25 protein-coding genes and 1 tRNA gene are annotated in these 23,585 nt (G+C 40.0%); 1 reads left to right on the top strand and 25 read right to left on the bottom strand.

Going from position 1 to position 23,585, the window contains the following annotated elements; all coding sequences use genetic code 11:
• Positions 1 to 9 precede the first annotated feature (9 nt).
• The 17 genes from rnr to IEU65_RS07040 all read right to left on the bottom strand — a co-directional run bounded on the left by rnr (position 10) and on the right by IEU65_RS07040 (position 13,558).
• Positions 10 to 2,334, bottom strand: coding sequence for a ribonuclease R (rnr, locus tag IEU65_RS07120; protein ID WP_010279857.1), 2,325 nt, complete (start codon positions 2,332 to 2,334; stop codon positions 10 to 12).
• 100 nt (positions 2,335 to 2,434) lie between these two features.
• Positions 2,435 to 2,671, bottom strand: coding sequence for a preprotein translocase subunit SecG (gene secG, locus IEU65_RS07115; protein ID WP_277950318.1), 237 nt, complete (start codon positions 2,669 to 2,671; stop codon positions 2,435 to 2,437).
• A gap of 79 nt (positions 2,672 to 2,750) precedes the next feature.
• On the bottom strand, positions 2,751 to 3,527 hold the full coding sequence (locus tag IEU65_RS07110; RefSeq protein ID WP_010279865.1) for a TrmH family RNA methyltransferase: 777 nt from the start codon (positions 3,525 to 3,527) through the stop codon (positions 2,751 to 2,753).
• A 46-nt stretch (positions 3,528 to 3,573) separates the two neighbouring features.
• Positions 3,574 to 4,494: a membrane protein insertase YidC gene (yidC, locus tag IEU65_RS07105; RefSeq protein WP_010279868.1), complete on the bottom strand. Its 921-nt coding sequence runs from the start codon at positions 4,492 to 4,494 to the stop codon at positions 3,574 to 3,576.
• 71 nt (positions 4,495 to 4,565) lie between these two features.
• Positions 4,566 to 4,838: an acylphosphatase gene (locus tag IEU65_RS07100; protein ID WP_010279871.1), complete on the bottom strand. Its 273-nt coding sequence runs from the start codon at positions 4,836 to 4,838 to the stop codon at positions 4,566 to 4,568.
• Positions 4,819 to 5,922: a sensor histidine kinase gene (locus IEU65_RS07095; RefSeq protein ID WP_010279875.1), complete on the bottom strand. Its 1,104-nt coding sequence runs from the start codon at positions 5,920 to 5,922 to the stop codon at positions 4,819 to 4,821. The genes IEU65_RS07100 and IEU65_RS07095 overlap by 20 nt, the downstream gene beginning before the upstream one ends.
• A 16-nt stretch (positions 5,923 to 5,938) precedes the next feature.
• Entirely contained in the window at positions 5,939 to 6,628 is a 690-nt protein-coding gene (locus IEU65_RS07090; protein WP_004911968.1) for a response regulator transcription factor, read from the bottom strand.
• Positions 6,629 to 6,729: 101 nt separating this feature from the next.
• Positions 6,730 to 7,275 (bottom strand): DUF177 domain-containing protein, encoded by a 546-nt coding sequence (locus IEU65_RS07085; RefSeq protein ID WP_010279881.1) that lies wholly within the window; start codon positions 7,273 to 7,275, stop codon positions 6,730 to 6,732.
• 1 nt (position 7,276) lies between these two features.
• Positions 7,277 to 8,449: a nucleotidyltransferase gene (locus tag IEU65_RS07080; RefSeq protein ID WP_010279887.1), complete on the bottom strand. Its 1,173-nt coding sequence runs from the start codon at positions 8,447 to 8,449 to the stop codon at positions 7,277 to 7,279.
• Positions 8,446 to 9,201 (bottom strand): class I SAM-dependent DNA methyltransferase, encoded by a 756-nt coding sequence (locus tag IEU65_RS07075; protein WP_010279890.1) that lies wholly within the window; start codon positions 9,199 to 9,201, stop codon positions 8,446 to 8,448. Before IEU65_RS07075 ends, IEU65_RS07080 begins: the two co-directional genes overlap by 4 nt.
• A gap of 48 nt (positions 9,202 to 9,249) precedes the next feature.
• Positions 9,250 to 9,621, bottom strand: a complete 372-nt coding sequence (gene rsfS, locus IEU65_RS07070) for a ribosome silencing factor (RefSeq protein WP_004911956.1) — start codon at positions 9,619 to 9,621, stop codon at positions 9,250 to 9,252.
• A gap of 3 nt (positions 9,622 to 9,624) precedes the next feature.
• Positions 9,625 to 10,209, bottom strand: a complete 585-nt coding sequence (gene yqeK, locus IEU65_RS07065) for a bis(5'-nucleosyl)-tetraphosphatase (symmetrical) YqeK (protein ID WP_010279894.1) — start codon at positions 10,207 to 10,209, stop codon at positions 9,625 to 9,627.
• Positions 10,202 to 10,840, bottom strand: a complete 639-nt coding sequence (locus IEU65_RS07060; protein ID WP_139968279.1) for a nicotinate-nucleotide adenylyltransferase — start codon at positions 10,838 to 10,840, stop codon at positions 10,202 to 10,204. The genes yqeK and IEU65_RS07060 overlap by 8 nt, the downstream gene beginning before the upstream one ends.
• Before the next feature lie 10 nt (positions 10,841 to 10,850).
• Positions 10,851 to 11,162: a ribosome assembly RNA-binding protein YhbY gene (gene yhbY / locus IEU65_RS07055; protein ID WP_010279900.1), complete on the bottom strand. Its 312-nt coding sequence runs from the start codon at positions 11,160 to 11,162 to the stop codon at positions 10,851 to 10,853.
• Positions 11,162 to 12,307, bottom strand: coding sequence for a ribosome biogenesis GTPase YqeH (gene yqeH / locus IEU65_RS07050; protein ID WP_010279903.1), 1,146 nt, complete (start codon positions 12,305 to 12,307; stop codon positions 11,162 to 11,164). Before yqeH ends, yhbY begins: the two co-directional genes overlap by 1 nt.
• A complete protein-coding gene (locus IEU65_RS07045) occupies positions 12,297 to 12,833 on the bottom strand; it encodes a YqeG family HAD IIIA-type phosphatase (RefSeq protein ID WP_031941039.1) in 537 nt (178 codons plus the stop codon). Before IEU65_RS07045 ends, yqeH begins: the two co-directional genes overlap by 11 nt.
• A gap of 74 nt (positions 12,834 to 12,907) precedes the next feature.
• Positions 12,908 to 13,558: an aggregation-promoting factor C-terminal-like domain-containing protein gene (locus IEU65_RS07040; RefSeq protein ID WP_031941040.1), complete on the bottom strand. Its 651-nt coding sequence runs from the start codon at positions 13,556 to 13,558 to the stop codon at positions 12,908 to 12,910.
• 396 nt (positions 13,559 to 13,954) lie between these two features.
• Between IEU65_RS07040 and IEU65_RS07035 the strand changes: the two genes are divergently transcribed.
• On the top strand, positions 13,955 to 14,797 hold the full coding sequence (locus IEU65_RS07035) for a VOC family protein (protein WP_010279912.1): 843 nt from the start codon (positions 13,955 to 13,957) through the stop codon (positions 14,795 to 14,797).
• 131 nt (positions 14,798 to 14,928) lie between these two features.
• On the opposite strand, the gene IEU65_RS07030 is transcribed toward IEU65_RS07035, so the two are convergent.
• From IEU65_RS07030 to uvrA, 8 genes are all read right to left on the bottom strand, one after another.
• Positions 14,929 to 14,999: transfer RNA gene (locus IEU65_RS07030), tRNA-Ala, on the bottom strand.
• 45 nt (positions 15,000 to 15,044) lie between these two features.
• Positions 15,045 to 16,283: a PTS sugar transporter subunit IIC gene (locus IEU65_RS07025; protein WP_010279914.1), complete on the bottom strand. Its 1,239-nt coding sequence runs from the start codon at positions 16,281 to 16,283 to the stop codon at positions 15,045 to 15,047.
• Between the two features lie 177 nt (positions 16,284 to 16,460).
• Complete coding sequence (locus IEU65_RS07020; RefSeq protein ID WP_010279916.1) at positions 16,461 to 17,456, bottom strand: D-2-hydroxyacid dehydrogenase; 996 nt, start codon at positions 17,454 to 17,456, stop codon at positions 16,461 to 16,463.
• Between the two features lie 317 nt (positions 17,457 to 17,773).
• Entirely contained in the window at positions 17,774 to 18,376 is a 603-nt protein-coding gene (locus IEU65_RS07015) for an ATP-dependent Clp protease proteolytic subunit (RefSeq protein WP_004911383.1), read from the bottom strand.
• 86 nt (positions 18,377 to 18,462) lie between these two features.
• Positions 18,463 to 19,407, bottom strand: coding sequence for a DNA-binding protein WhiA (whiA, locus tag IEU65_RS07010; protein WP_010279917.1), 945 nt, complete (start codon positions 19,405 to 19,407; stop codon positions 18,463 to 18,465).
• Positions 19,408 to 20,376: a gluconeogenesis factor YvcK family protein gene (locus IEU65_RS07005; RefSeq protein WP_010279919.1), complete on the bottom strand. Its 969-nt coding sequence runs from the start codon at positions 20,374 to 20,376 to the stop codon at positions 19,408 to 19,410. It abuts the gene before it with no gap.
• A 76-nt stretch (positions 20,377 to 20,452) separates the two neighbouring features.
• The gene (locus tag IEU65_RS07000) at positions 20,453 to 20,575 is read right to left on the bottom strand and encodes a putative metal homeostasis protein (RefSeq protein WP_004911390.1); all 123 of its coding nucleotides are present in this window, start codon (positions 20,573 to 20,575) and stop codon (positions 20,453 to 20,455) included.
• A gap of 122 nt (positions 20,576 to 20,697) precedes the next feature.
• Positions 20,698 to 23,559, bottom strand: a complete 2,862-nt coding sequence (gene uvrA, locus IEU65_RS06995; protein WP_010279921.1) for an excinuclease ABC subunit UvrA — start codon at positions 23,557 to 23,559, stop codon at positions 20,698 to 20,700.
• Positions 23,560 to 23,585: the final 26 nt, after the last annotated feature.

The raw sequence follows: 23,585 nt of genomic DNA, 5'->3' as shown, positions 1-23,585 counted from the left end.
AAAACCACCTTAGAAATTACGTTTACTATCTCGTTTGTGCCCTTGTTTGCTGTCCAATGGTCCTCGCTTAGTTTTTGGACCTTCTGACTTGCCGCGACGTTCATTTTTACGACGTTCATCGCGGTTACGTCCTTTTCCAAATTTGCCATGCGATTGAGAAGCAACGCGGATAGTAGTGGTTGGTGCATCTTGCGGATTGACCAACATAAAGTCAACTGTACGCTCATCCTTATTAACTCGAATCACTTTGACACGAACCTTTTGACCAATCTGGAAAATATGGTGTTTGGATCGCCCAATCAGTGCTGCGTGTGACTCATCGTACTCATAATGATCATCTGTCAGATTTGATATATGCACCAGTCCTTCAACAGTATTTTCTAGACTAATAAACAGACCAAATTTCAGAGCTGAATTGACAACACCGTCAAACTCTAGTCCTATCTTATCAAGCATATATTCAGCTTTTTTGAGTGCATCAACATCACGTTCTGTATCAATGGCGCGACGCTCACGAGTACTAGTATCTTCACCGATTTGGCCAAGATGGCTGGCATACTTTTCTTGTGCTGATACACCATAACCGTTTTGAGTGTACCATTTAATCAACCGATGCACAGTTAAATCGGGATAGCGTCGGATCGGTGAAGTGAAGTGTGTATAAAAATCAGCGCCCAAACCAAAGTGCCCAACTGGATCCGGTGAATATTTAGCTTGCTTCATCGCACGCAACATCATTGTCGAAATCATTTGTTCAGCAGGGTCACCGGCAACATCATTCATTAGTTTTTGCAGCATAATTGGTGTCACTTTATTTGGATCTCCAATCACTGGATGTCCTAAAGCTTTTGAAAATTCAAAAAATGATTTGGCACGTTCTGCGTCTGGTGTTTCATGAATACGATATAAAAATGGTACTTCTAATTTGTCAAAATGCTCAGCAACAGTTTCGTTAGCTGCCAACATAAAGGATTCAATCATACGCTCAGCTGTGCCACGTTCGCGCAGCTTAATATCGACGGCTTTACCCTCGTCGTCAACAATGATTTGCGCCTCTGGTGCGTCAAACTCAATCGCACCACGCTGCTTACGCATATTGTACAAAATATCATGCAACTCCCCCATCACTTTGAACATAGGTACTAAGTTTGCATACTCTTCTTGAACAAAAACGTCCCCTTCGAGAATTTTATTCACTGCATCATAAGTCATACGAGCATGTGACTTCATAACCGAAGTATGTAACCGATGTTTGACAACTTTACCTTGTGGATTAATTTCCATTTCAGCTGACATGGCCAAACGAACAACATTGGGATTAAGTGAAGCAATACCATTAGAAATATTACGTGGCAACATTGGAATGACACGATCCGTCAAATACACTGATGTACCACGATTATATGCTTCGCGATCAATGCTCGAGCCTTCCGTCACGTAATGGGAAACGTCAGCAATATGAACACCTAAATGGTAATTACCATTGTCTAACTTCCAAGCAACAACCGCATCATCAATATCTTTGGTATCCGCACCATCAATGGTCACCAATGTTTGCTCGGTGATATCCTCACGACCAGCCCATTCAGATTCTGGTACATCTGTTGGTATTTTACCAGCATCCGCTAGCACATCAGCAGGAAACTCATTGGGAACTTTTTTGCTGTAAACAATCTGCAAAATATCCATTCCTGGTTCATCTTTGTAACCAAGCGTTTCAGTGACGGTTGCTACGAGCTCTTTGGGGTGAATTTGGTCGGGAAAACGTACAACTTCAGCCACAACAACCTGACCATCATTTGGCTTCAAGCCTTCCCCATTAACCAAGACTTTGAAACTCATCGCTTTTTTATCGCTAATGGTAAGTTCCCCAATCATGTCCTTGGCATCAGAGCCAAGCGAAAAAGTACCCACAATTCTCTCGTAAGCATGCTCTAATATTTCAACTACTTTACCTTCAGGACCGCGATCTGGAGAAGGCGAAGGTTTAATCGTTTCAACTCGAACACGGTCACCTTGCATTGCTTGCAATGTGTTTTCGGGATTGATAAAAAAGTCTGGTAATTCATCATCATACTTGACAAAGCCAAAACCTTTGTCATTAGCACGGTACTCACCAAACGTGTAGCCCGCATTCGGGTTATACTGATATTGTTGTTCACGATCAAGTGCATCGCCACTTCGGACAAGCGCGTTCAGCGCATTAACCACTTGTTTATAACCAGCACTATCATTCATACGTAGACCATCAGCTAGATTTTGAGCTGAAAAGGACTGTGATGAATTGGCCTTTAAAAAGCCATTCAGCTGTGCTTTTAATTCTTCTAAATGCATGTGTTTTCCTTTTAAATTAAGTATTTTCTTTTTAATAACGCAACGTTTGCTACAAAAAAAGTCAGTCTACGAAAAAAGCGTAAACTGACCAATTCGTTTTTTAATGAGCTGAGACGTACATCAGCGCAAAACCAATAATGAACCATAGCGCCCCAAGAACAGACGTTACACGGCGCATAACCGCTTCAAATCCTCGAGACTTGCGCTCAGCGAACAAATCGCCAGCACCACCAGATAAAGCTGATAACGCGTCCTGTTGTTTACTAGGTTGCATCATGACTGTGACGATAAGCATAAAGCCTACGACAATCAAAGCAACGGTGAGTGTCTTTTCCACAATCATAACCTCTACTTAAATCGATATTTCTATTATAGCAAATCTATCCCTAAATCGCTAGTATTGGAGAAACCGTCGCTCATTCATTGCCTAGAGACAAGCTGAACATGAGAATACCGCCAGCGATGGCGACATTTAAGCTTTCTGCTTGTCCCTGAATTGGAATATACAAATTAGCTGTTGTTTTAGCTGCCAATTCATCTGACATGCCTTGCCCTTCGTTTCCTAAAATCAATCCAAACTGTGTGCTTGGCTCAATATCACGATATGATTGCGCTGCTTCATTCAACTGAGAACCATATACTGGCAAACCGTTATTTGTCAACGCATCAACCCATTGATTGAGATCACCATTTAGAACTTCTAAGTGAAATTGAGAGCCTTGCATAGCTCGTACTACTTTAGGCGCAAAAGCGTCTGCAGTGCCTTCACCTAGTACAACACCTTTAAAGCCAGCAGCATCAGCTGTTCTAACTAATGTTCCAACGTTACCGGGATCTTGAATTTGGTCAAGCAATAACCACGCACCATCATGAACGTATGCGGGATCGAATGTCTTTTCAGGTAAACTGATCTCTGCAAAAATCCCTTGTGGTGTATTAGTGCCAGCAATATGCTTAGCAACTTCTTCACTGATTTCAAAAGCGGGTACACCATGTGGTACTTCTGGTAAATGTAGTGCCATTTGTGATGATGTTGCCATGACTGCATGAAACTTAGCGTTCGCCTTAACCGCTTCTTCGACTAAGTGCCAGCCATCAAGCAAATAAGTATGATTTTCTAATCGACCTTTTTTTGACGATAATTTTGCCCATGCTTTGACACGTGAATTTTGATTTGAAATAATTCTTTCCATGTACTTTTCTTTCTATGATTGTTGAAACGCAAAATTTACTCTAATTCTAGCGTTTTTGTTTACCGGCATTGCGTCCTTTTTTGCTTTGATTGCTCTGAGAAGGCTTTCTCGACGCTTGAGCGTTATTAAGAATCGATGGATTAGTTGGTGCAGTCGCCGCTTCAGCCATTAGATCATCAGCAGTTTTCTTAATCTTAAATTCACCAGCCACGCGCTTTTCGAGACCTGGACGTTGCAAATGCTGAATCAACGATTGAATCAAAGCAAAAATACCACCAACCACAAAGTAAAGACCAATCGCGCCACTTGCAATCATCGCAAAACCAAAAATCATGATTGGACTAATAAACATCATAGCTGCTGATGTTTTACGTTGCTCTTGTGGCATGTGTTGCATCATTAACCACGCTTGAGCTAAATAAATAATACCGGCGATAATCGCAAAGACAAGTTGTGGTTTCCCAAGATCAAAATTGAAAAATGATGCCCCCTTTAGGGCTGGTGCATGCAAAATGGCTGAATACAAGCCTGAAAAGACTGGCAGTTGCATCGCCATTGTCAAAAAGGACATGCCACCCATGACACTGACATCGTTTTCTCGATAGAGTGACATCATTGACATACTAGCCTTTTGTTGCTCTTCTGGTGTACCAGCTTTACGCGAAATGGCCTGTAATTTGTCAATTTCAGGTTTCAGTGTCTGCATCTTGATTTGATTAATTGTCGTATTCACTTGTTGATTCAAGAAAAACGGTAACAAAATCAAACGTAGAATGGCTGTGATAATCACAATCGCCCAACCAATGCCGTCAACCCCACCAATAAAGTGAGCAATGTTGGTCATTACTTCAGCAAGCGGATGACCAATCCAACGATACATACGACTATTTTGATCATAACCGCCCGTCAATAACACAATATCTAAAATCACAAACGCAATAGTTAAAACGCGCTTTAGTTGTTTCATAATCAAAGTTTCTCCTCGAAAACCGTGTTTAAAAATCATCGTATAATTACAAATTATAATTATACCAAGAATTAGTATCGAATAGCAAAAACATTTGATTCAAATGGTGCAATTGATTCAATTTCAACGTCATCAACGCGACTATAAAATCCCGGTCCCTTTTTGATAGTGGTTAAAAAATTAGCCATGTTTTCTTCTGTCCCTTGGGCTTGTATTGTGACCGAGCCATCTTTTCGGTTACGCACCCAACCAACGATATTATTTTTTTGTGCCGCCTGTTGCGCAAACCATCTAAACCCAACACCTTGTACAACACCAAATACGTTAACTTCCAGCGTTTTCATTTTCATCCTCATGGTACAAAGGGAGATGAATTGTAAAAATTGAACCTGACCCTTCAGCACTTTCCAAGGCAATTTCACCACCATAAGCTTCTACCAATCGTTGGGCTATGCTTAACCCAAGCCCGTTACCGCCTTTGGCGCGAGATCTAGCCTTATCAACACGATAAAAGCGATCAAACACACGTTGAGAGTCTTTAGCAGAAAGGCCCTCACCGAAATCTTGCACCCCAATTTCCACACGATTAGCTGTTTGAGACAAGGCAAAATGAATTTCTCTTCGGTCTAACGAATATTTGACCGCGTTATCTGCTAAAATAATCAAAATTTGTTCCATATGGTCCTGACGAATTTTAACTTCAGCTTGCTGAGATAAATCGTCGTCAAGTGTAAAAATAAAATCCGGATGTATCAATTTGAAATTATCATACACGCGATGAACGGTACCACCAACATCAGTGATTTCTTTGATATTTTCGATTGGAATTTGTTCTGCTCGTGTCAAATTTAACATTTCATTGATGAGTGTCTCCATCCGTTGTACTTCAGCCAGAGATGACTTTATCGAATCATCAAGTACCTCCGGATCATCTTTACCCCAACGGTTCAGCAGTTCCATATGTCCTTTAACAATGGCAACAGGTGTCCGCAACTCATGTGAAACATCCGACACAAATTGTTGTTGCGCGCCAATTAAACCTTGTAATCGATCAATCGTACGATTTAAAATTCGTGTTAAATCCGAAAATTCATCATTAGCACCTACTTCACTAACACGCACGTCTGTCATTGGATCATCTTCAAACGCCTCAATTGTACTTTCTATCGATGTGACTGGTCTCAAAATTAATCGTGTCAACAAAAAAGCAAAAATGAAAATAGCAAATCCACCCAGAATAACAATCGACCACAACCACATAATCATCGCATCTGGCGGATTGCCATAATACTTTTGAACTAATGCCGTTACAATGAGTGCAAAAATAATAAAGATAACAAAAAAGCCAGACGCCATTCCAATTGCTAACTGCCAACGCAGTGAGAAGCGACGTGCGGCTTTTTCAGTTGTGTTTCTATCAGTATCCATATTTTAGTTCCTAAAATCAGCTACGCATAACATAACCGGTACCACGTACTGTTTGGATATATGACGCTTTGCTTTCTGGGTCATCAATCTTATTGCGAAGATATCGGATATAAACATCAACAACGTTTGTTTCAACTTCTGAGTCGAATCCCCAAACTTCTTTAAGCAATTGCTCACGAGACTGTACAACGTTGATATTTTCAACGAGTGTCAATAACAAATCGTACTCACGTTTTGTCAAGTTGATAATTTGATCATCTCGACGTGCAATACGATTTTCCTTTTCGATGCGCAAATCTTTAAAATTAATGATTGAACGGTGCTTATCGTTCACTTCCGTCTCAATGGCAATACGACGCAAAAGCGAGCGAATTCGAGCCAAAAGTTCTTCAATAGCGAAAGGCTTAACCAAGTAATCGTCAGCACCATAATCCAAACCAGAAACGCGATCAATCACTGAATCTCGAGCTGTCATCATGATAATTGGCGTTTTCTTTGCCTCACGAAGACGACGCGCTACTTCCAAACCATTTAACTCAGGCAACATCAAATCAAGCAAAATAACATCATAATCATTTTCTAATGCCAAATCTAAACCTGAACGGCCATCATGAACTGTTTCAACTTCATATCCTTCATGCTTAAGTTCAAGACCAACAAACTTTGCCAAGTTTTCCTCATCTTCAACAATCAATACTTTACTCATTTTTTGTCCTCAACATTTTAAATCGGTTTAAACCGAGTCTATATTATATTCTATTACTCACTTTAGTTTAGATGATTTTGATATTTTTTGCAAGTGTTTTCTCATTCTTTGAAAAAATCATCTAATTTTGCTAAACGAGGGTCTAATTTAGCGCTATTATCACTCATTTTCTCATTTTTATATGTTTCTTCACTGATGACATGCCAATCGTTGCCTGATGGCAAAATATCACTATTTTCTTCTTCAGTCGTTAAAATTTGTAGCGGTAAATTAGCAATAATATTATCTAAAATAGCATCATCCACATTCAGCACATCGTTTTCAAGGACAAATACGGCGTCTGTTTCTTCAAATTCGGATAAGCGCGTCACTTCTTCAATGTATCGTTCCTCAAATGTCACATCAATTGGCAGCTCAACAGCATCCAAAGAACGTGACGAGGGTACGGTAATTGTGCCTTTAACCGTCACTTTTAAAATGATATCTTCGTTACCTAAATAACTGATTTGCCCCACAACTTCTAAAGGCGACAACGCTAAAACGGTCTCAGGGAAACGTTCTTTAGCAATAGGTTCAAGATTTATCTGTTCAGCCAACAGCATGGGCTTTTGACGATATTTTAATAATTGGTTCTTTGCAAATTTCATTTTATTTCTCCACAAATATTGGTGCGCGTGTCACATCTTGTTGTTCAGTCGCATTGTTGGCAAGGAGTTGCCATAGTTTGCCGGCTTTATAGTCTAAACGCAATTGCGCTCTGGCTAAGTTACTGTCAACTTTACTAATCAATGGTAAAGTTACGTCTCTTTTGATTTCATTCAAATACTGTTGCCCATTCGGTGTGAAACCCAAAACTCTCAAATATGGGTCTTGCATTGCGGCCTGCATTTGGTCAACCTTAACATTCAGCAACGTGTACAATAATGTGCGTTGCATTCGTGCAAACGTATAACGTTTTGATTTAGTTCTTTTAATAAAATTTTGGTAATTCGTAGGTGCTGGTTCTGTTAACATAACTGAGGCCAAACGATGTTCCAATCCTTCCGCCATTTGGTAGACTTGCCCTAGCTGGCCAACCGTATCTGTTGTAATACGATACTTCAACAGGGGCCAAAACTTTTCCTCAAAATTGATTGTGGAGGCTTCAGACGTCAAAGTTTGATAAACATCATTTGGTACAACATTTTTTATTTTTTCTGCACGATCTTTGTGGAGGGCCAGACGAATGGCAGAAGCAGACGCAATTTCTTGTGTTTCTGAAAAATGTAATTCATGATATCCTGCAGCTACGCGTTGAATCGGTATCAGTTCAATCGGTGACTGTTGCTTTAAAACAGCTGTTGCATATCCCAACGCCAAAATATCGTTGGGCTCTTTTAGCTCAAAACCAGTTTTGTCTGAAAGTTGTTGTGCGTATACGCTTGCGAACGTTTGATTATGTTGCTTAAATTGATCATTTTGATTAACGTCTGGTGCCTGTTGTGCCAAAGATAAAAAATCAACATCAGCATGTTCGCTCCCAAACACAACTTGTTTCACATTTAAGGCGGTTAACAGTTGAATCGCGCCATCAGCAAATAAATGACTGGGCTGTACTGCAAAAAAGGTTGGTAACTCGATGACCAAATCAACACCATGCAACAAAGCTAATTGCGCTCGATGCCATTTATCAATAAGCGCTGGTTCACCGCGTTGAACAAAATTGCCAGACATGACAGCGACAACAACGTCAGCACCTGTTGCAGCTTTGGCTGCTTCAATATGGTAAATATGACCGTTGTGAAAAGGATTGTACTCCGTGACTAAGCCAACTGCTTTCATGGTTTCACCGCCTTAAAGAACCAACGCGTTGTATCTTCTTGAATGTCATCACGACCAAAATCTGCACTAACTTCAATGTTTTGAAAACCGACTTTTGCTAACAACTGTTCATAGGTCGCTAAACTATATGTTTGCTCATGATGAATTTCACGCATAATTTTAAAACCATCAATCGTTTCATCATAAACAAAAAATTTAAGATCGTGATCGACGCTGTTCATTTCATCTCCAGCAAAACTAGTCCACATTAAAATATTTTCTGGATCGTCGTCATTATTATAGTAGTAATTATCATAACCAACATTAATTTGATAAGGTGTAATCACATCAAACAGGAACATGCCACCATCAGTTAAATGATCAAAAACCTGGATCAACGCAGCCTCTAAATCAGCAATATTTGGTAAATAGTTCAACGCATCTGCAAAGCTAACAATCAACGGATATGCCGTTGACCAATCACTAAATTCACGCATATCTGCCTGTAAAAGTGTCAAATCAACGTTAGCATGACTTGCATGTGTCTGAGCTAAAGATAACATATCTGGTGACAAATCTAAAACTGTGACCTGATATTGATGTTCTGCTAACAAAACACCTAGCCGTCCAGCGCCACCACCCAGATCGAGTACATTTGTCGGAGTGGTGTATTGGGTGACATAGGATAGCCAATCCTGGTACATGTCCGAATCAAATAATCGGTCATATTTAGCAGCAAAAGTTGTGTAATTATCGTTAATGTTCTTAGTCATATTCTCAATTTTAACATAAAAAAACTGGCACAAGTTGTCCCAGCCTTTTTAATCCTCTACTAATAAACTTGTTAAATCAACATATGGTGCATCATGCCACAATCGTTCCAAGTTATAAAAATCACGACTTTCAGTATCAAAGATGTGTACGATAACGTCCCCTAAGTCCATCAATACCCATTGACCTTCTCGAAAACCTTCTGTAAATCGTACTTCACCACCGGCAGCCTCAATTTTATCTTTCACTTCCGTCGCAATGGCTTGTACTTGTCTGGTAGAGGCAGCATCGGCAATCACAAAGTAATCTGCCATCAAGCTCACTTCACGCATATCTAGCGCTACAATATTATTAGCCTTTTTGGCATCAACTGCCGCAACTGCTGTTTCCAAAACTGTGTTCACATTTAAAATTGTTGTCATATTTTAGTTTTCTTTCCTAACCCAGTAATTATAAGTTTCCAATGATTTGGGATAAATTGGCGTTTCTTTTTTCACCAATCGTGCCAACGTATGCACAATTTGGTATTTTACACCCTGCTCAAGGGACTGCTTAGTAATATCTCTTGCCACTTGGACGCCATCAAAATCACGACCCACTTCCAAATAGTCTGCCATGAAAATCACTTGTGAAAGCTTACTCATCGTCGCTCCAGCACCAGTGGTATGCTCACGCACAGCCGTTAAAATATCAGGGTCCGTAATGCCTAGTTCATCATGAATCATTTCAGCACCAACGACACCGTGCCAAATATAATTGCCCCAATTCAATAAATCGGGATCCATTTTTTTGCGTTTGATAACAGCTATAAAGTCACTATCTGAGCGTTCTTTAGCATAGTCATGAACTAATGCCGCTACCTCTGCTTGATCGGGATCAACACCATTTGCTTCCGCTAATTGAACCGCATAATCCCGTACACGGCGTACATGTTGAAAACGGTAATCTGATAACTGAGCCTCAACTTTTTCTTCGAGTTGAGCAATACTGCCATCAAAATATTTAGTCATAAAATCCTCGATATAAATTATATTCTTGCATAAATAGGGCCACGCGTTCAGGTACTAAATAATTAATACTTTGATTCATTCTAATTCTAGTTCGTATTTCTGATGCACTGACACGAATATCCGGCACGTTAAACCACAATACTGGGTAATCTGATGAAGTAGATTGTCCTTCACGCACACCAGCAGCAAAAGTAACCAGTTGACTCAGCTCATCTATATGGTCCCAAGTTGCTAATGTTTTGATTTTTTCTGCTCCCAAAATAAAATAGTATTCATTTTCAGGATGCAATGAGACTAATTCGCGCATCGTATTGAAGGTATGCGACTCACCACCATTGCGAATTTCCAAAAGTTCTATGTCAAAAAAAGCATTATCAGTAATTGCCAAGTGAACCATTTGCATACGATATGATGGCGCAATCGCACTGGCATGTGTGCCATCAACGGGTTGAGCATTCGGCATCCAATAAACTTTTTCAAGGCCTAATTGTCGCCCAACACTTTCAGCTAAAACGAGTTGTCCGATATGCGGCGGATTAAACGTCCCACCAAAAATACCTATTCGTTTTTTTTCTTTCTGAGGCGCTGTTTCCGTTTGGACTTGTGGCGCAATGGTTACTGTTTCTCGCATATTGACACCCTTAGATTTTTTCTAAAGCAACTGAAACTTTCTGATATTTCTCTTCTACTGCTGGTAAATATAAGACAATTGTCCGGCCAATCGTTTGAACAACTGAAATATCTGAGTGCGTCTCGATATAGTCGGCAACTGAATCAACCGTTTCCTCAGATCCTTGTTGCAAACTAATCTTAATTAGTTCACGCTTTGCAATCGCCATCACTAATTCCTCTAGCCAAGTTGTCGTCAAACCATTTTTACCGACCGAAAAAATTGGCGATAAAGTGTTTGCTTGTGAGCGTAAGAAACGCTTTTGTTTTCCTGTAAGTGTCATTAAATCATAGCCTTTCTAATTAGAACGTCAACGCCCTCTGGTACCCATCCGGCAACTTTAATGCCCGCTGGCAAGGTAATCCAACCTAATCCAGCAAAAACGAGATCACTTTTTTCGATGATATTGAATTCACGTTTGACAAGTGGTGAAGTCGTCAAATTCAGTGGCGCTGGTGTTAGTAATTCACCAACATGTCGATTATAAAATTCATCTGCGCCATTTAATTTAGTGCGGTGGATATTTAAATTATTTTCAAAATAAGCCGTGACAGCCGTACGTTCCCCACTCAGAAAATCAAACCTAGCCAATCCACCTAAGAACAGCGTTTGTTCCGGATTGAGCTGATAAGTACGTGGCTTGATTTCTTTCTTCGGCAACGCATACTTTAAATCTTTATCAGCAATAACATGTGCCATTTGCTCACGTTTGATAATGCCTGGTGTGTCAATTAATTGATGACCATCTGCTAACGGAATTTCAATGCGGTCCAATGTGGTCCCTGGAAAACGTGAAGTTGTTATCAAATCCTGAACACCAGTCCGTGACTTGATAATTTGATTGATCAGTGTTGATTTACCAACATTAGTCACACCCACTACGTAAACATCACGATCGTGTCTCAATTGGTCAATGCATTCAAGTAATTCATCTAAATTTTTAGGATGCGCAGCAGAAGTCAAAAAAATATCAGCTGGTTTAATCCCTTGAGTTTTAAGCATTGCCTGCAACCATTGTTTTAGTCGATTCTGCTTCAATAGCTTAGGAAGCAAATCTACTTTATTTCCCACCACTAAAATAGGGTTGTTGTCACCTACAAAACGTGGCAACCCAGCAATTTCAGACCCAGTCACATCAAATAAATCCACTACATAGACAATCAACGCTTTTGTCTCAGAAATTTGATGCAATAATCTGGCGAAGTCATCGTCAGTTAATTCGACTGGTTGAATTTCGTTATAATGACGTAGCCTAAAACAGCGCTGACAGAAAAGCGCATCGCTATCAATGGATTTTTTTAAGGCGCTTAATGGCAAATATCCAGCTTTTTCTGGGCTAGTAATTTGCATTAAAGCTCCACAGCCAATACAGCGTAAGCCTTCATTTAATTGTGTTTGAACGTAGTCGTCAGTGATTTCAGTTGTCACGTAATGTTTTCTCCCATTTTAAATATGGATGTGCTTTAAAGACAATTTTCTTAATGTACTTTTCAATACTGCGATTAAGCCATGTTTGCCACATATCCGACTCGATTAGACGTTGAACTAAAACACTTCTAATGCCAGCACTGTGTGCAGCCCAAACGTCAGTTAGCATTTGATCGCCAACCATAATTACTTCATCGCGCTTAAGATGATGAGTTCTTAGTATGTGTAGTATGCCACGCGGCAATGGCTTTAGCGACCATGAAACAAAATTGACGTTCAATGGTGCAACTGCTTTAGCCACTCGTTTTGTCGTATTGTTTGATACTACAATTAGTTCAATACCGCCATCACGTAGGTCCTGTAACCATTGACGTAATTCGGGCGTACCCTCAGGATTGTTCCATGCCAGCAATGTATTGTCTAAATCTGCGAGCACTGTTTTAATTCCATGCGCCTTCAAATCATCGACTGTTAAATCATATATTCGTTCGACCATATATGTCGGTGTAAAGTGTTCTAAGCGCATCGTATCCATCTTTCATCTCGTTTGTTTCTTTATCTATTATAACAAAAAAACCCGTAAGACGGGTTACACGTTTATTAATACCAATTATTGGCTTGCCAATGTGCAATTGCATTAGCTACTGAACCATATCGAGCGGCAATGTATTTTTGCATAGCTTCTAACTGAACAGCGTAATTACCACGGTAATCTTGACCAGGAACATATTGCGCGTAATATGCTTCAGTTAATTGACCAATACCATAATATGGACCGTTTTGAGCATTTGGATTGCCACCACTTTCGCGTTGAATCAACCACTGAATGTCGGCGGATACTGCTGGCGTAGCGGGTTGCGATACCGCTGTCACTGTGGCTTGACTATTAGCGACTGATGAAACATTATCCGTGTTGTTTGTATTAGCATTAGTGCTAACCTCAGTTACTGTTGGTGCCTGATTAGCGTCACTTTGAGCCGTTGCTGTTTCAGATGTAGCCACTGGCTGATCTTTAGTCTTGTCGTCAACTTTTTCTGAAGGCTTTGGCACTTGTGCCTTAGGCAATGAAATCATCTTAACATCAGCCAATGATTCAGCAGCCGCGTCAACTGCTTTGACGTCGACTTTTTGGTCAAGACTTGCAGCATCAGTTGGCTGATTTTCTGTTTGTAGTTGTGTTCCCAATGCACCCAATGCAACTCCCGTCATTGTAGCGCTTGCAATCAATATTCTCTTTATCATGTCTTCCATTGTGCCTTGTTTATGTTACATGGGCGTTACGAAAATTAACAAAAACGTAGACCAAAAATACATAATAAACAATTTAACAATAATTTGTATACTATATAAGGAAAAATAACAATTATTATTAAAATAAAAAATCAACAATGAATTTGTCAGTCTCATTGTTGATCTATTTGCACAGTGTTGTGCTGTTTAAGGAGTAATCTGATTGTACGGTATCAGACTATAAACGAATCACACATGAAAACGCTTACAATATTATTATAACAGTCATTTTATTTCCGTCAAGCCCTGATTTAATTTTTTATTTATTCGTAGATTAATGGTTAAATCTCTTAAAACCTAGACAAAATTAACTAGTTATATTATTATACTAATAAATAGTAAGTGGTAGGAGATTGTATGTTTAACGTAAATTATAAAATTGCCCACATCACCCTGTTGGCAGATGATGAACAAAATATGCGTAGCTTTTATCGTGACATGTTAGGACTTGTCGAACGAAAGAAAGCGAAAAATCAGTTTTCTTATGCCTTCACTAATCAAGATCAGCCTTTCCTAACCTTAACATTTACTGGACGTAAGCCATTAAAGCAACGACAAGGATTGTATCATTTTGCGTTGCTTTTCCCAGATAAAGCGAGTTTAGCAAGTTTGATAGAACGGTTAATTTTGTCCGAATATCCGTTAGGCACGGGAGACCACGATGTCAGTGAAGCATTCTATTTAAATGATCCCAATGGCAACGGCATTGAACTCTATCACGATCGACCGACAGAACTGTGGGAATGGGACCAAGGGTTCGTCAAAATGGGTACGAAAGCAGTAGATGTCTTAAGCCTATTACAGACTAAGCAAGCCGATTGGTCGGGATTTCCTGTTGGTATGACGATCGGCCACCTACACTTCGTGGGAGATAGTGTTCATAAAGGCGATGCGTTTTTTATCACTATGTTACAAATGTCATTAACTGCAAAAATAACGGAGAGCGCACACTTTTACGCTCACAATGCCTACCATCATCACCACGCCTATAATACATGGTTTGGACCCAACGTGGCACGACGGCGCTCTGATGAAAATGGTTTAGTCGATTGGACAATTTTAGTTGACAAACAACTTTTTACAATATTACAACATTCACTCCACGACCAAAATCACTCAACGCAATCAAGTCAGATTTGTTTGGTAGATCCTTTTGGTAGCCGATTATTGATTAATGAAGACTATGCCAACCAGATGTGAAACCAAGCAGTGCCATTGCTTTTTTTATGTTTGGCAAGATTAATACTACAGTATTGGATTTCAATCGAATCAATGTTTGACAATCAAAAAAGCTGCTTACCGACAATAACGGTAAAGCAGCCTAATTTAATTGGAGCTAACGGGAATCGAACCCGTGTTTGCTGATTGCGAACCAGCCGTACTCCCTCTATACTATAGCCCCAAAATACAATGGCTTTGCTAAACCATTGTATTTTTTTATTGTAAATTATAAATCTTGTTGGAAATCCATAGGTGTATATAATTTCAATAACTTACTGAAGACAAATTGTGCAATGAACCCTGCAATCACTGGAATGACCAACCATGCAATAATTGCCACAAACGGATTGATAAAGTTATTCATCACTGATGATGGCACTGCAGCATCTTTAACCATTGATTGAATTGGTGAAACCAAACCAATGTAACCAAATCCAGCGGTTGTTGGTGTGCCTTGAATATTAAATAGCGCTACTGGAATACCTGAAATTGCCGCTGTCAATAAGAATGGCAACATTGTCACAGGCTTAGCAAATACAGAAGGCATCATACCTTTCATAGCACCCAAAGCAATTGCAACCGTCACACCAGGCTTGTTCACCTTCCAAGAATTAATTAGCAAGACAATAGTCGTAGCAACAACTCCCATTGCAGCGGCACCAGAACCAATACCAGACAAACTAATTGCCAAGGCAATACCAACAGTTGACACAGGTGTGATGATGATAATGGCGAACGCCATTGCAATTAACATCGCCATTGGGATTGGGGCTAACTTGGTAAATGTTTCAACCAAGTTACCAATCCAAGTCGTAATATCACCAACGTATGGTGCAATTGATTTTCCAATTAATCCAACACCACCACCAACAATAATTGGGCTCAAAATGATGGCAACTGAACCAAATCCTTTCAAATAGCGGGCTACCAACCATGTCACAAAAACAGCAATCGCAGACACAATCATAGCATTGATAACATCACCAGCACCACTGGCGATGTATACGTTTGCCGGTGCAACCGATTTCAAGCCAGTGACTGGATTAACAAACCCTGCTGGTGCAACTGCCCACTTGATTGAGCCAGATGCCACCGCCGTTGCAATAGCCACAACACCAACATCCAAGCTCTTCATCTTAAATTGTAAAGCAACAGCCATACCAATTAAGAACGGAATCAACGATGTAAACAAAGTTAGAATAGCACTCAAGTTAGCACCAAAAGCAGTTGTCCCTAAACCTGAATACTGAATAATGTACTTCATCACAGCTGATGGCAAAACACCAATCAAAATTCCTTGGGCTGATCCAGATAGTACTTTAAAGAAAAAATCCTTTAAATGTAAATTTGTTTGGCCGCTAAATGCTACGGGCGCATTTTCTTTGGCTTTGCGTGCATAAGCTTCATTCCGAACTTCCTGCGACGCTTTCGATGACCATTTCTGGCCGTCTGCTTTGATAGTCATATCAAACTTCCTCTTTCCAACGCTTGTGATGTCTCCCACTATCTCAACACCACAGCACATAAGTATATTACACTAACAATTATATCACTTGATTATTATTTCACAAGTACTCCGCATAAAAATTCCCAGAGGTCTAGTCTGGGAATTTAATAGTTGTATTTGTAAAAAAATGCTCAATTAATATTTAACTGCAATAGCTGGCGTTTCACCATTAGCAAACGCAACAGCGGCATCAAATGATTGATGAACCATTTCTAAGACAGCCTTTGTTGTATAGAAAGCCGTGTGTGGTGTAACCAAAACATTTTCACGTGCAATCAAATCGGCAATCTTTGAATCTGGGAATTCCTTATTTGACCAGTCTTCGTTGAACAAACCAACTTCATTTTCGTAAACGTCCATACCAAAGTCGGAAATTTTACCAGAGTTCAAGCCATCAATCACAGCATCAATATCCATCAAGTTTCCGCGGGCAGCGTTCATGATAACAACACCATCCTTCATCTTTGAAATCGCATCAGCGTTAATCAAATGGTGGTTTTCAGGAACACCTGGCACGTAGAGTGAAATAGCATCTGCTTGCGCATACAATTCGTCCAGCGTGTCAACATACAAACCTTCAGCTTGCAATTCAGCGTTTGGGAACTTGTCATAAGCAATTACTTTTGCGCCAAATCCCTTCAAAATGTTAATAGCAACACGACCAATATGACCTGTACCAATAACACCTACCGTTTGCATACGCATTTCGCGACCAATTGTTGGTGCCCAACGCAAGTCATGTTTGGCAATTTTTGCATCCAAAGCCTTTGTACGACGTAACAAACGTGACAATTGGATCATTGAATGTTCAGCAATTGCATTTGGTGAATAAACTGGGACATTTGAAATGTTAAAATTGAATTCACGCGCAGCATCAAAATCAATATTATCTGTACCAACGTTACGCAAAGACAAGTTAGTAACCCCAACATTGGCTAAAGCAGTCAATGTTTCACGAGTGTAATCCAATTGTTGATAAACAACGGCTGAATCAGCCCCTTCAGCTAATTTAGCTGTTTCAGGTGTCAACAAATCTTGTGTATAGTCAACTTCAACCTCTGGGTTGGCAGCTTTCCATTCTTCAAGTGATGGCTTTTCATCATCACGAATACCGTAAGCAAAAATCTTCATGAGTTCCTCCAAAATTTTATTACACTTACATTGTACCCTATTTCACTAATGAAAGCACGACATTTAATTATCAGTAATCAACCTTTTTCTCATAATTTGTTCTCAAAATGCTTAAACTAAAAACACACTTTATTCACAATTAAGCTGTAATATTATAGATATTCCAGAGCAACACGCGCTGGAAACTCTCCTAAATAACGTCATCGCTAGATGACTCTCCTTCGAATTTTTTAGATGCCCGCAACATCTAAATTCATGAAAGCAGCCGTGATGAAGCTGCTTTTTTTCTGCATTAAAAAACAACCTCTCGGTTGTTTTTATTTTGAGATAGGCTTATCACCAGACTTTGTTAAAATACCGTCAATAAAGCCGTATTCCAATGTCTCTTCGGCACTCATCCAGTTATCACGTTCAGTATCGTGCGCGATTTGATCCAAATCTTTACCAGAAGCATCAGCCAAAATTTTGTTCAACTTTGCACGTGTTTTGGTCAATTGTTCAGCAATAATTGCCATGTCTGTCTGTTGTGTGCCACCGGCAGCACCACCCATTGGCTGATGAATTAAATACTCGGCATTTGGCAACATATAACGATGACCTTTTTCACCTGAAGCAGCAATAATAGTACCCATTGATGCCGCAAGGCCCATCACGATTGTTGTTACCGGCGCCTTAATAAAGTTCATTGTGTCAGTAATCGATAGTCCGGCTGTAACAGAACCACCTGGTGAGTTGATATACATTGAAATTTCTTTGTTTGGATCTTGAGCTTCCAAAAATAGTAACTGAGCAACAATCGAGGTTGCCATACTATCTTCGACTTCTCCTTGAACCAAAATAATACGATCTTTTAATAAACGTGATGGTAAATCATAGTTTTCACGTCCATTTGCAGTTTGTTCAATAACTCCGGGCCACATAAATTTTACCTCGTATCCTAGCTTGGTTAATTCAAATAATTAACTTATTATTATTTTAGCACATTAACAGCGTGAGTGCTAAAAATTTACAATTTAGTCAAATCATACGCTTCACCAGCTTCAATCATTTCTGCCAATTGTTTTAATTTTCGCATACGATGATTAACACCTGATTTACTAATTTCTAACATTTCACCTAGTTCTGCCAATGATTCATCCGGATTATCTAGTCTCGCCTGTGCCACTTCTCGAAGCTTTTGGGGCAGAAAATCCAAACCACCGATTTGCTTTGCAATCGTCTGAATTTGTGACACCTGCTTATTAGCGGCAATCGCCGTTTTTTGCATGTTGGCTGTTTCAGCATTGACTAACCGATTCACCGAATTTCTCATATCACGCATCATTCTAATGTCTTCAAATCTCAGCATAGATTGCGTTGCACCGATAGTTTGTAAAAAATCAACAATTTTCTCAGCACGTTTTAAATAGACAATGAAACCATTACCGCGATCAGTCATTTTGGCTGGCAAATCAAACCCGGACATCATTATCAAAAGTTGCTCGCCTAGTTCTTCATGTGTCGTATAGATTTCTAAATGATAATTTGCTTTTTCCGGCGAATTGACAGAACCCGTCGCCAAAAAAGCGCCACGTAAAAAAGATCTTTTTTTATCGACTTGATTTAGAAGACGCGATGGAATCTCTGGATGAAGACCAAAAGGATCAACCCCAAGGTCATTTAGCACATCATCGATCTGGCTTTTCAACAATACACCGTATGACTTATGTCGAGACAAATGGTTGTGATCACTGACTGTCACTTCGACCTCAACATTATCATAACTTTGTTTTAAAAGCGTGTAAATGCGTCTAGCAATTGCCGCATTTTCGGTCTGAACGCGAATGCTTTGATCTAGCCCGAGTGTGCTGACGCCATTCATGCGCATGAGTGCCGATAACTCTGCCTTGGCATTACCGCCATGCACAATCAAACCAGTTAGTTCCTTTTTTACTTCAGCAGCGTAAGACATCTATTTTTTTCCTAAAATTTCCATCAACTTATCAGCAATCTTTTGACCATCATGGAAGGCCCCAGCATCACGTAATTGCAAAAAATCACCCGCAATTTGCTGAGCGCCCTGAACCTTTACAGCTGATTCATCAAGTTTAACTTGTTTCGAAATCTCATTCCACTTCTGAAAATCAACGAAATCGTCTGGTACCTTTTTACTATTTGAAACAACATAATTAACAACGGGTGCACCAATATGTGCATTAAGGGCTAGCAAATGTTGTGCATCTGTATAGGCATCTGTTTCGCCTTTTTGCGTCATGATATTAGCAATATAGACTTGTTTGGCTGATGTTTGCTGGAGAGCCTGTCTCACTTCTGGCACCACAACATTTGGTAAAATCGAAGTAAACAAGCTACCCGGCCCATACACTACCATGTCAGCGTTCATAATTGCTGTCACAACTTCCGGTGCTGCTTTCGGTTCCTCACCTGGTTCATCACCAGTGACCCACACATGATCAATTGTTTGATGCGCATGCGTAATTTCAGACTCACCCGCCAAAGTCGATCCATTTTTAAATTCTGCATGTAAAACTAACGGCTCATTTGAAACAGGATAGACGTGACCACAGACGTGCAAAAACGTTGCTAACCGTTGCACAGCATCAAAAATGTTACCCTGCATTTCCGTCATCGCAGCAATAATTAAATTACCCACAGCATGTTCAGCGAAGAATTCGTCTTCTGCATGAAAACGATATTGTAGGAGCTTTAATATTTCTGGATCGACATCGGCCATTGCCACCAAAATATTACGAATATCACCTGGTGGCACGATATTAATGTAATCTCTTAGCAGTCCGCTCGAGCCACCATCATCAGCAACAGTCACCACGGCCGATAAATCAACCGCTTCTCTGACTAGAGGCTTAATGATAACTGGCAAACCGGAACCGCCACCAATAATCACGATTTTAGGGTTCATATTTTTTAACCTTTCCAAAAACTAACTTCATTTTAACACAAAAAGTCGCCCCACAATTTTGTAGGACGACTACCTGTTACTTAGAAACTGTTTTTTGACGGGCAAGGTCATGAATTGCCTTTAGAGCACGCTTACGCGTCTTAATATTAGGACTTTTCAACTTGCGAGCCGCTGAGGCAATGTCTAATTTTTCTGTCATTGTATGAGATCTCCAATTTGTTTTTTTGCAAATAGGGACGGAGTAATCAATATTTTTCAATTAATTACTCTAGCAATCTTACTTACATTTAATAACTATACCACGTTTTAATGGAAATGCAACTATTTACCGCGATCTAAGTCACGTTCAATAATTGTTTTGAGATAACGTCCAGTATAGGACTGCTCTGTTTTCATGACTTTTTCGGGTGTGCCCGTGACTAATACCTCACCACCGCCTGCACCACCTTCAGGTCCCATATCAATCAACCAATCTGCAGATTTAATCACGTCCAAATTATGTTCAATCACAACCACTGTATTACCAGCATCAACCAACCGTTCAAGAACTTGCAGTAGACGCGCAATATCATCTGTATGAAGTCCCGTGGTTGGTTCATCCAAAATATACATTGTTTTACCATTAGTACGACGATGCAATTCCGACGCCAACTTCATTCTCTGGGCCTCGCCACCAGAAAGTGTTGTGGCTGATTGACCCAATTTGACATACCCTAATCCAACGTCATTAATGGTTTGCAATTTTCGGGCAATTTTAGGAATTGGTGCAAAAAAATCAAGTGCTTCAGTTGCTGTCATATTCAGTACTTGTGAAATATTTTTGCCTTTGTAGCTCACTTCAAGTGTCTCAGAATTATAACGTGTGCCACCACATACCTCACAAGCCACATAGACATCTGGCAAAAAGTTCATTTCAATTTTGATAACACCATCACCACGACAATTTTCGCAACGCCCTCCTTTGGTATTAAATGAAAACCGCCCCTTATTGTAGCCACGCATTTTTGCTTCATTTGTCTGTGCAAACAAATCACGAATATCATCAAATACGCCAGTATAAGTAGCAGGATTTGAACGAGGCGTCCGCCCGATTGGTGATTGATCAATGTCAACAACTTGTTCAATATTTTCAACACCATCAATGGCACGAAAACGGCCAGGTTTTTCAGAATTATTGTTTAGTTTTTGCTTGAGGGCTCGTTTTAAAATCGTGTTAACTAACGTTGACTTTCCTGATCCAGACACCCCAGTAACAGCAATAAACTTCCCCAAAGGAAACTTCACGGTGACATTTTTAAGGTTGTTTTCTTTAGCGCCTTTAATGGTAATGTACTCACCATTTCCTGATCGACGCTTAATCGGCACGGGAATATACTTTTTACCGGATAGATATTGCCCCGTTAAGGAGTTGGGATTGGCCTCTACAATCGCCGGTGTGCCACTGGCAACAATTTTTCCACCAAGTTCACCAGCACCAGGGCCAACATCAATTAGGTAGTCAGCAGCACGCATTGTGTCCTCATCATGTTCCACAACTACTAACGTATTACCTAAATCACGCATGCGTTGTAATGATGCCAAAAGCATGTCATTATCCCTTTGGTGCAGCCCAATAGATGGTTCATCTAAAACATATAACACACCAGATAAATTAGAACCAATTTGCGTAGCCAAGCGAATACGCTGTGACTCGCCACCGGATAGTGTCCGAGCAGAACGAGAAAGCGTTAAATACTTTAAGCCAACACTTTCCAAAAATCCCAAACGATCTTTAATTTCTTTAATAATTGGTGCCGCAATTTCTGTATCTTGTTGACCCAAGCTGATACCATTAAAAAAATTAAGTTCTTGGTCAACAGGCATTTCAGAAACTTCACCAATATGCTTGCCCGAAATTTTCACTGATAAAGCTGCCGGGTTCAAACGATAGCCACCACATGCTTTACAAGTTAACTCTGTCATATAGTTGGCCATCTGATCCCGTGTAAAGTCAGAATTAGTTTCGTTAAAACGACGAGAAATGTTGTTAATCACACCTTCGAATGGTATGTCAACATCACGAACACCACCAAAATCATTTTCATAATGGAAATGAAAATCTTTATTGCCAGAGCCATTTAAGATGAGTGTTTGTTGTTTAGCAGTTAGTTTCTCAAACGGTTTGTCCATATCAATTTTGAATTGTTCGGCAAACTGCTTTAGCATTTCAGGATAATAGTTAGATGAAATAGGATTCCACGGTACGATGGCCCCTTCGTTAAGCGATTTGTGCCGATCCGGAATAACCAAATCAATATCAACCTCACGGGTAACGCCTAATCCTTGGCAAAATTCACAAGCACCTAGCGGTGCATTAAAACTAAATAGTCGTGGCTCTAGCCGACCAACACGAAAATCTTTCAATTCGCCAAGGTAATGATCAGAATACCTTAAAACAATTGATTCTGCTTTTTCATCTCGTGATACGACCTCAATTGTCACGCGCCCAGCCGCGAGACGCACTGCTGACTCAATTGAATCATATAAACGTGATCGAGAATTATCACGTAAAACAATGCGGTCAACCATAACATCAATATCGTGTGCTTCATTTTTATCTAATGTCTTATTGTCTGAGTCTAACTCAATCAAATCACCATCAACACGGGCGCGAATGTAGCCTTGTTTCCGCATCACATCAAATGCTGAAGCATGGGAGCCGCGCTGTTGCTGAATAATTGGTGCAAAAACCTGCAATCGGCTCCCCTCAGGCAACCGCTCGAGTACGTCATTGACCATTTGATCAATTGTATACATAATTTTTGTGCCATCATCCGGATCATCTGGGCGACCAACTCGCGCATATAACAATCTAAAATAATCATTAATTTCTGTAACAGTGCCAACCGTTGATCTTGGATTATTGGAGGTTGTTTTTTGATCGATTGAAATCGCAGGTGATAGCCCATCAATCGAGTCAACGTCTGGTTTATCCATTTGACCTAAAAACTGGCGAGCATAAGAGCTTAGACTTTCCACATAACGACGCTGCCCTTCGGCATATAAAGTATCAAATGCCAACGATGATTTGCCAGATCCCGACAAACCCGTGACAACAGTCAAACGATCTTTTGGTATATCAACATCAATGTTTTTTAGATTGTGTGCACGTGCACCACGAATTTCTATTTGTGTTTTTGCCATTCTTTTTCTCTTTAAATTAATTTAAA

Origin of the sequence: Leuconostoc pseudomesenteroides KCTC 3652 (assembly GCF_014634745.1) — a bacterium.
Classification (GTDB): Bacteria; Bacillota; Bacilli; order Lactobacillales; family Lactobacillaceae; genus Leuconostoc; species Leuconostoc pseudomesenteroides.
The sequence above is the reverse complement of the archived record's forward strand: the minus strand, read 5'-3'. Positions and strand labels throughout refer to the sequence as shown.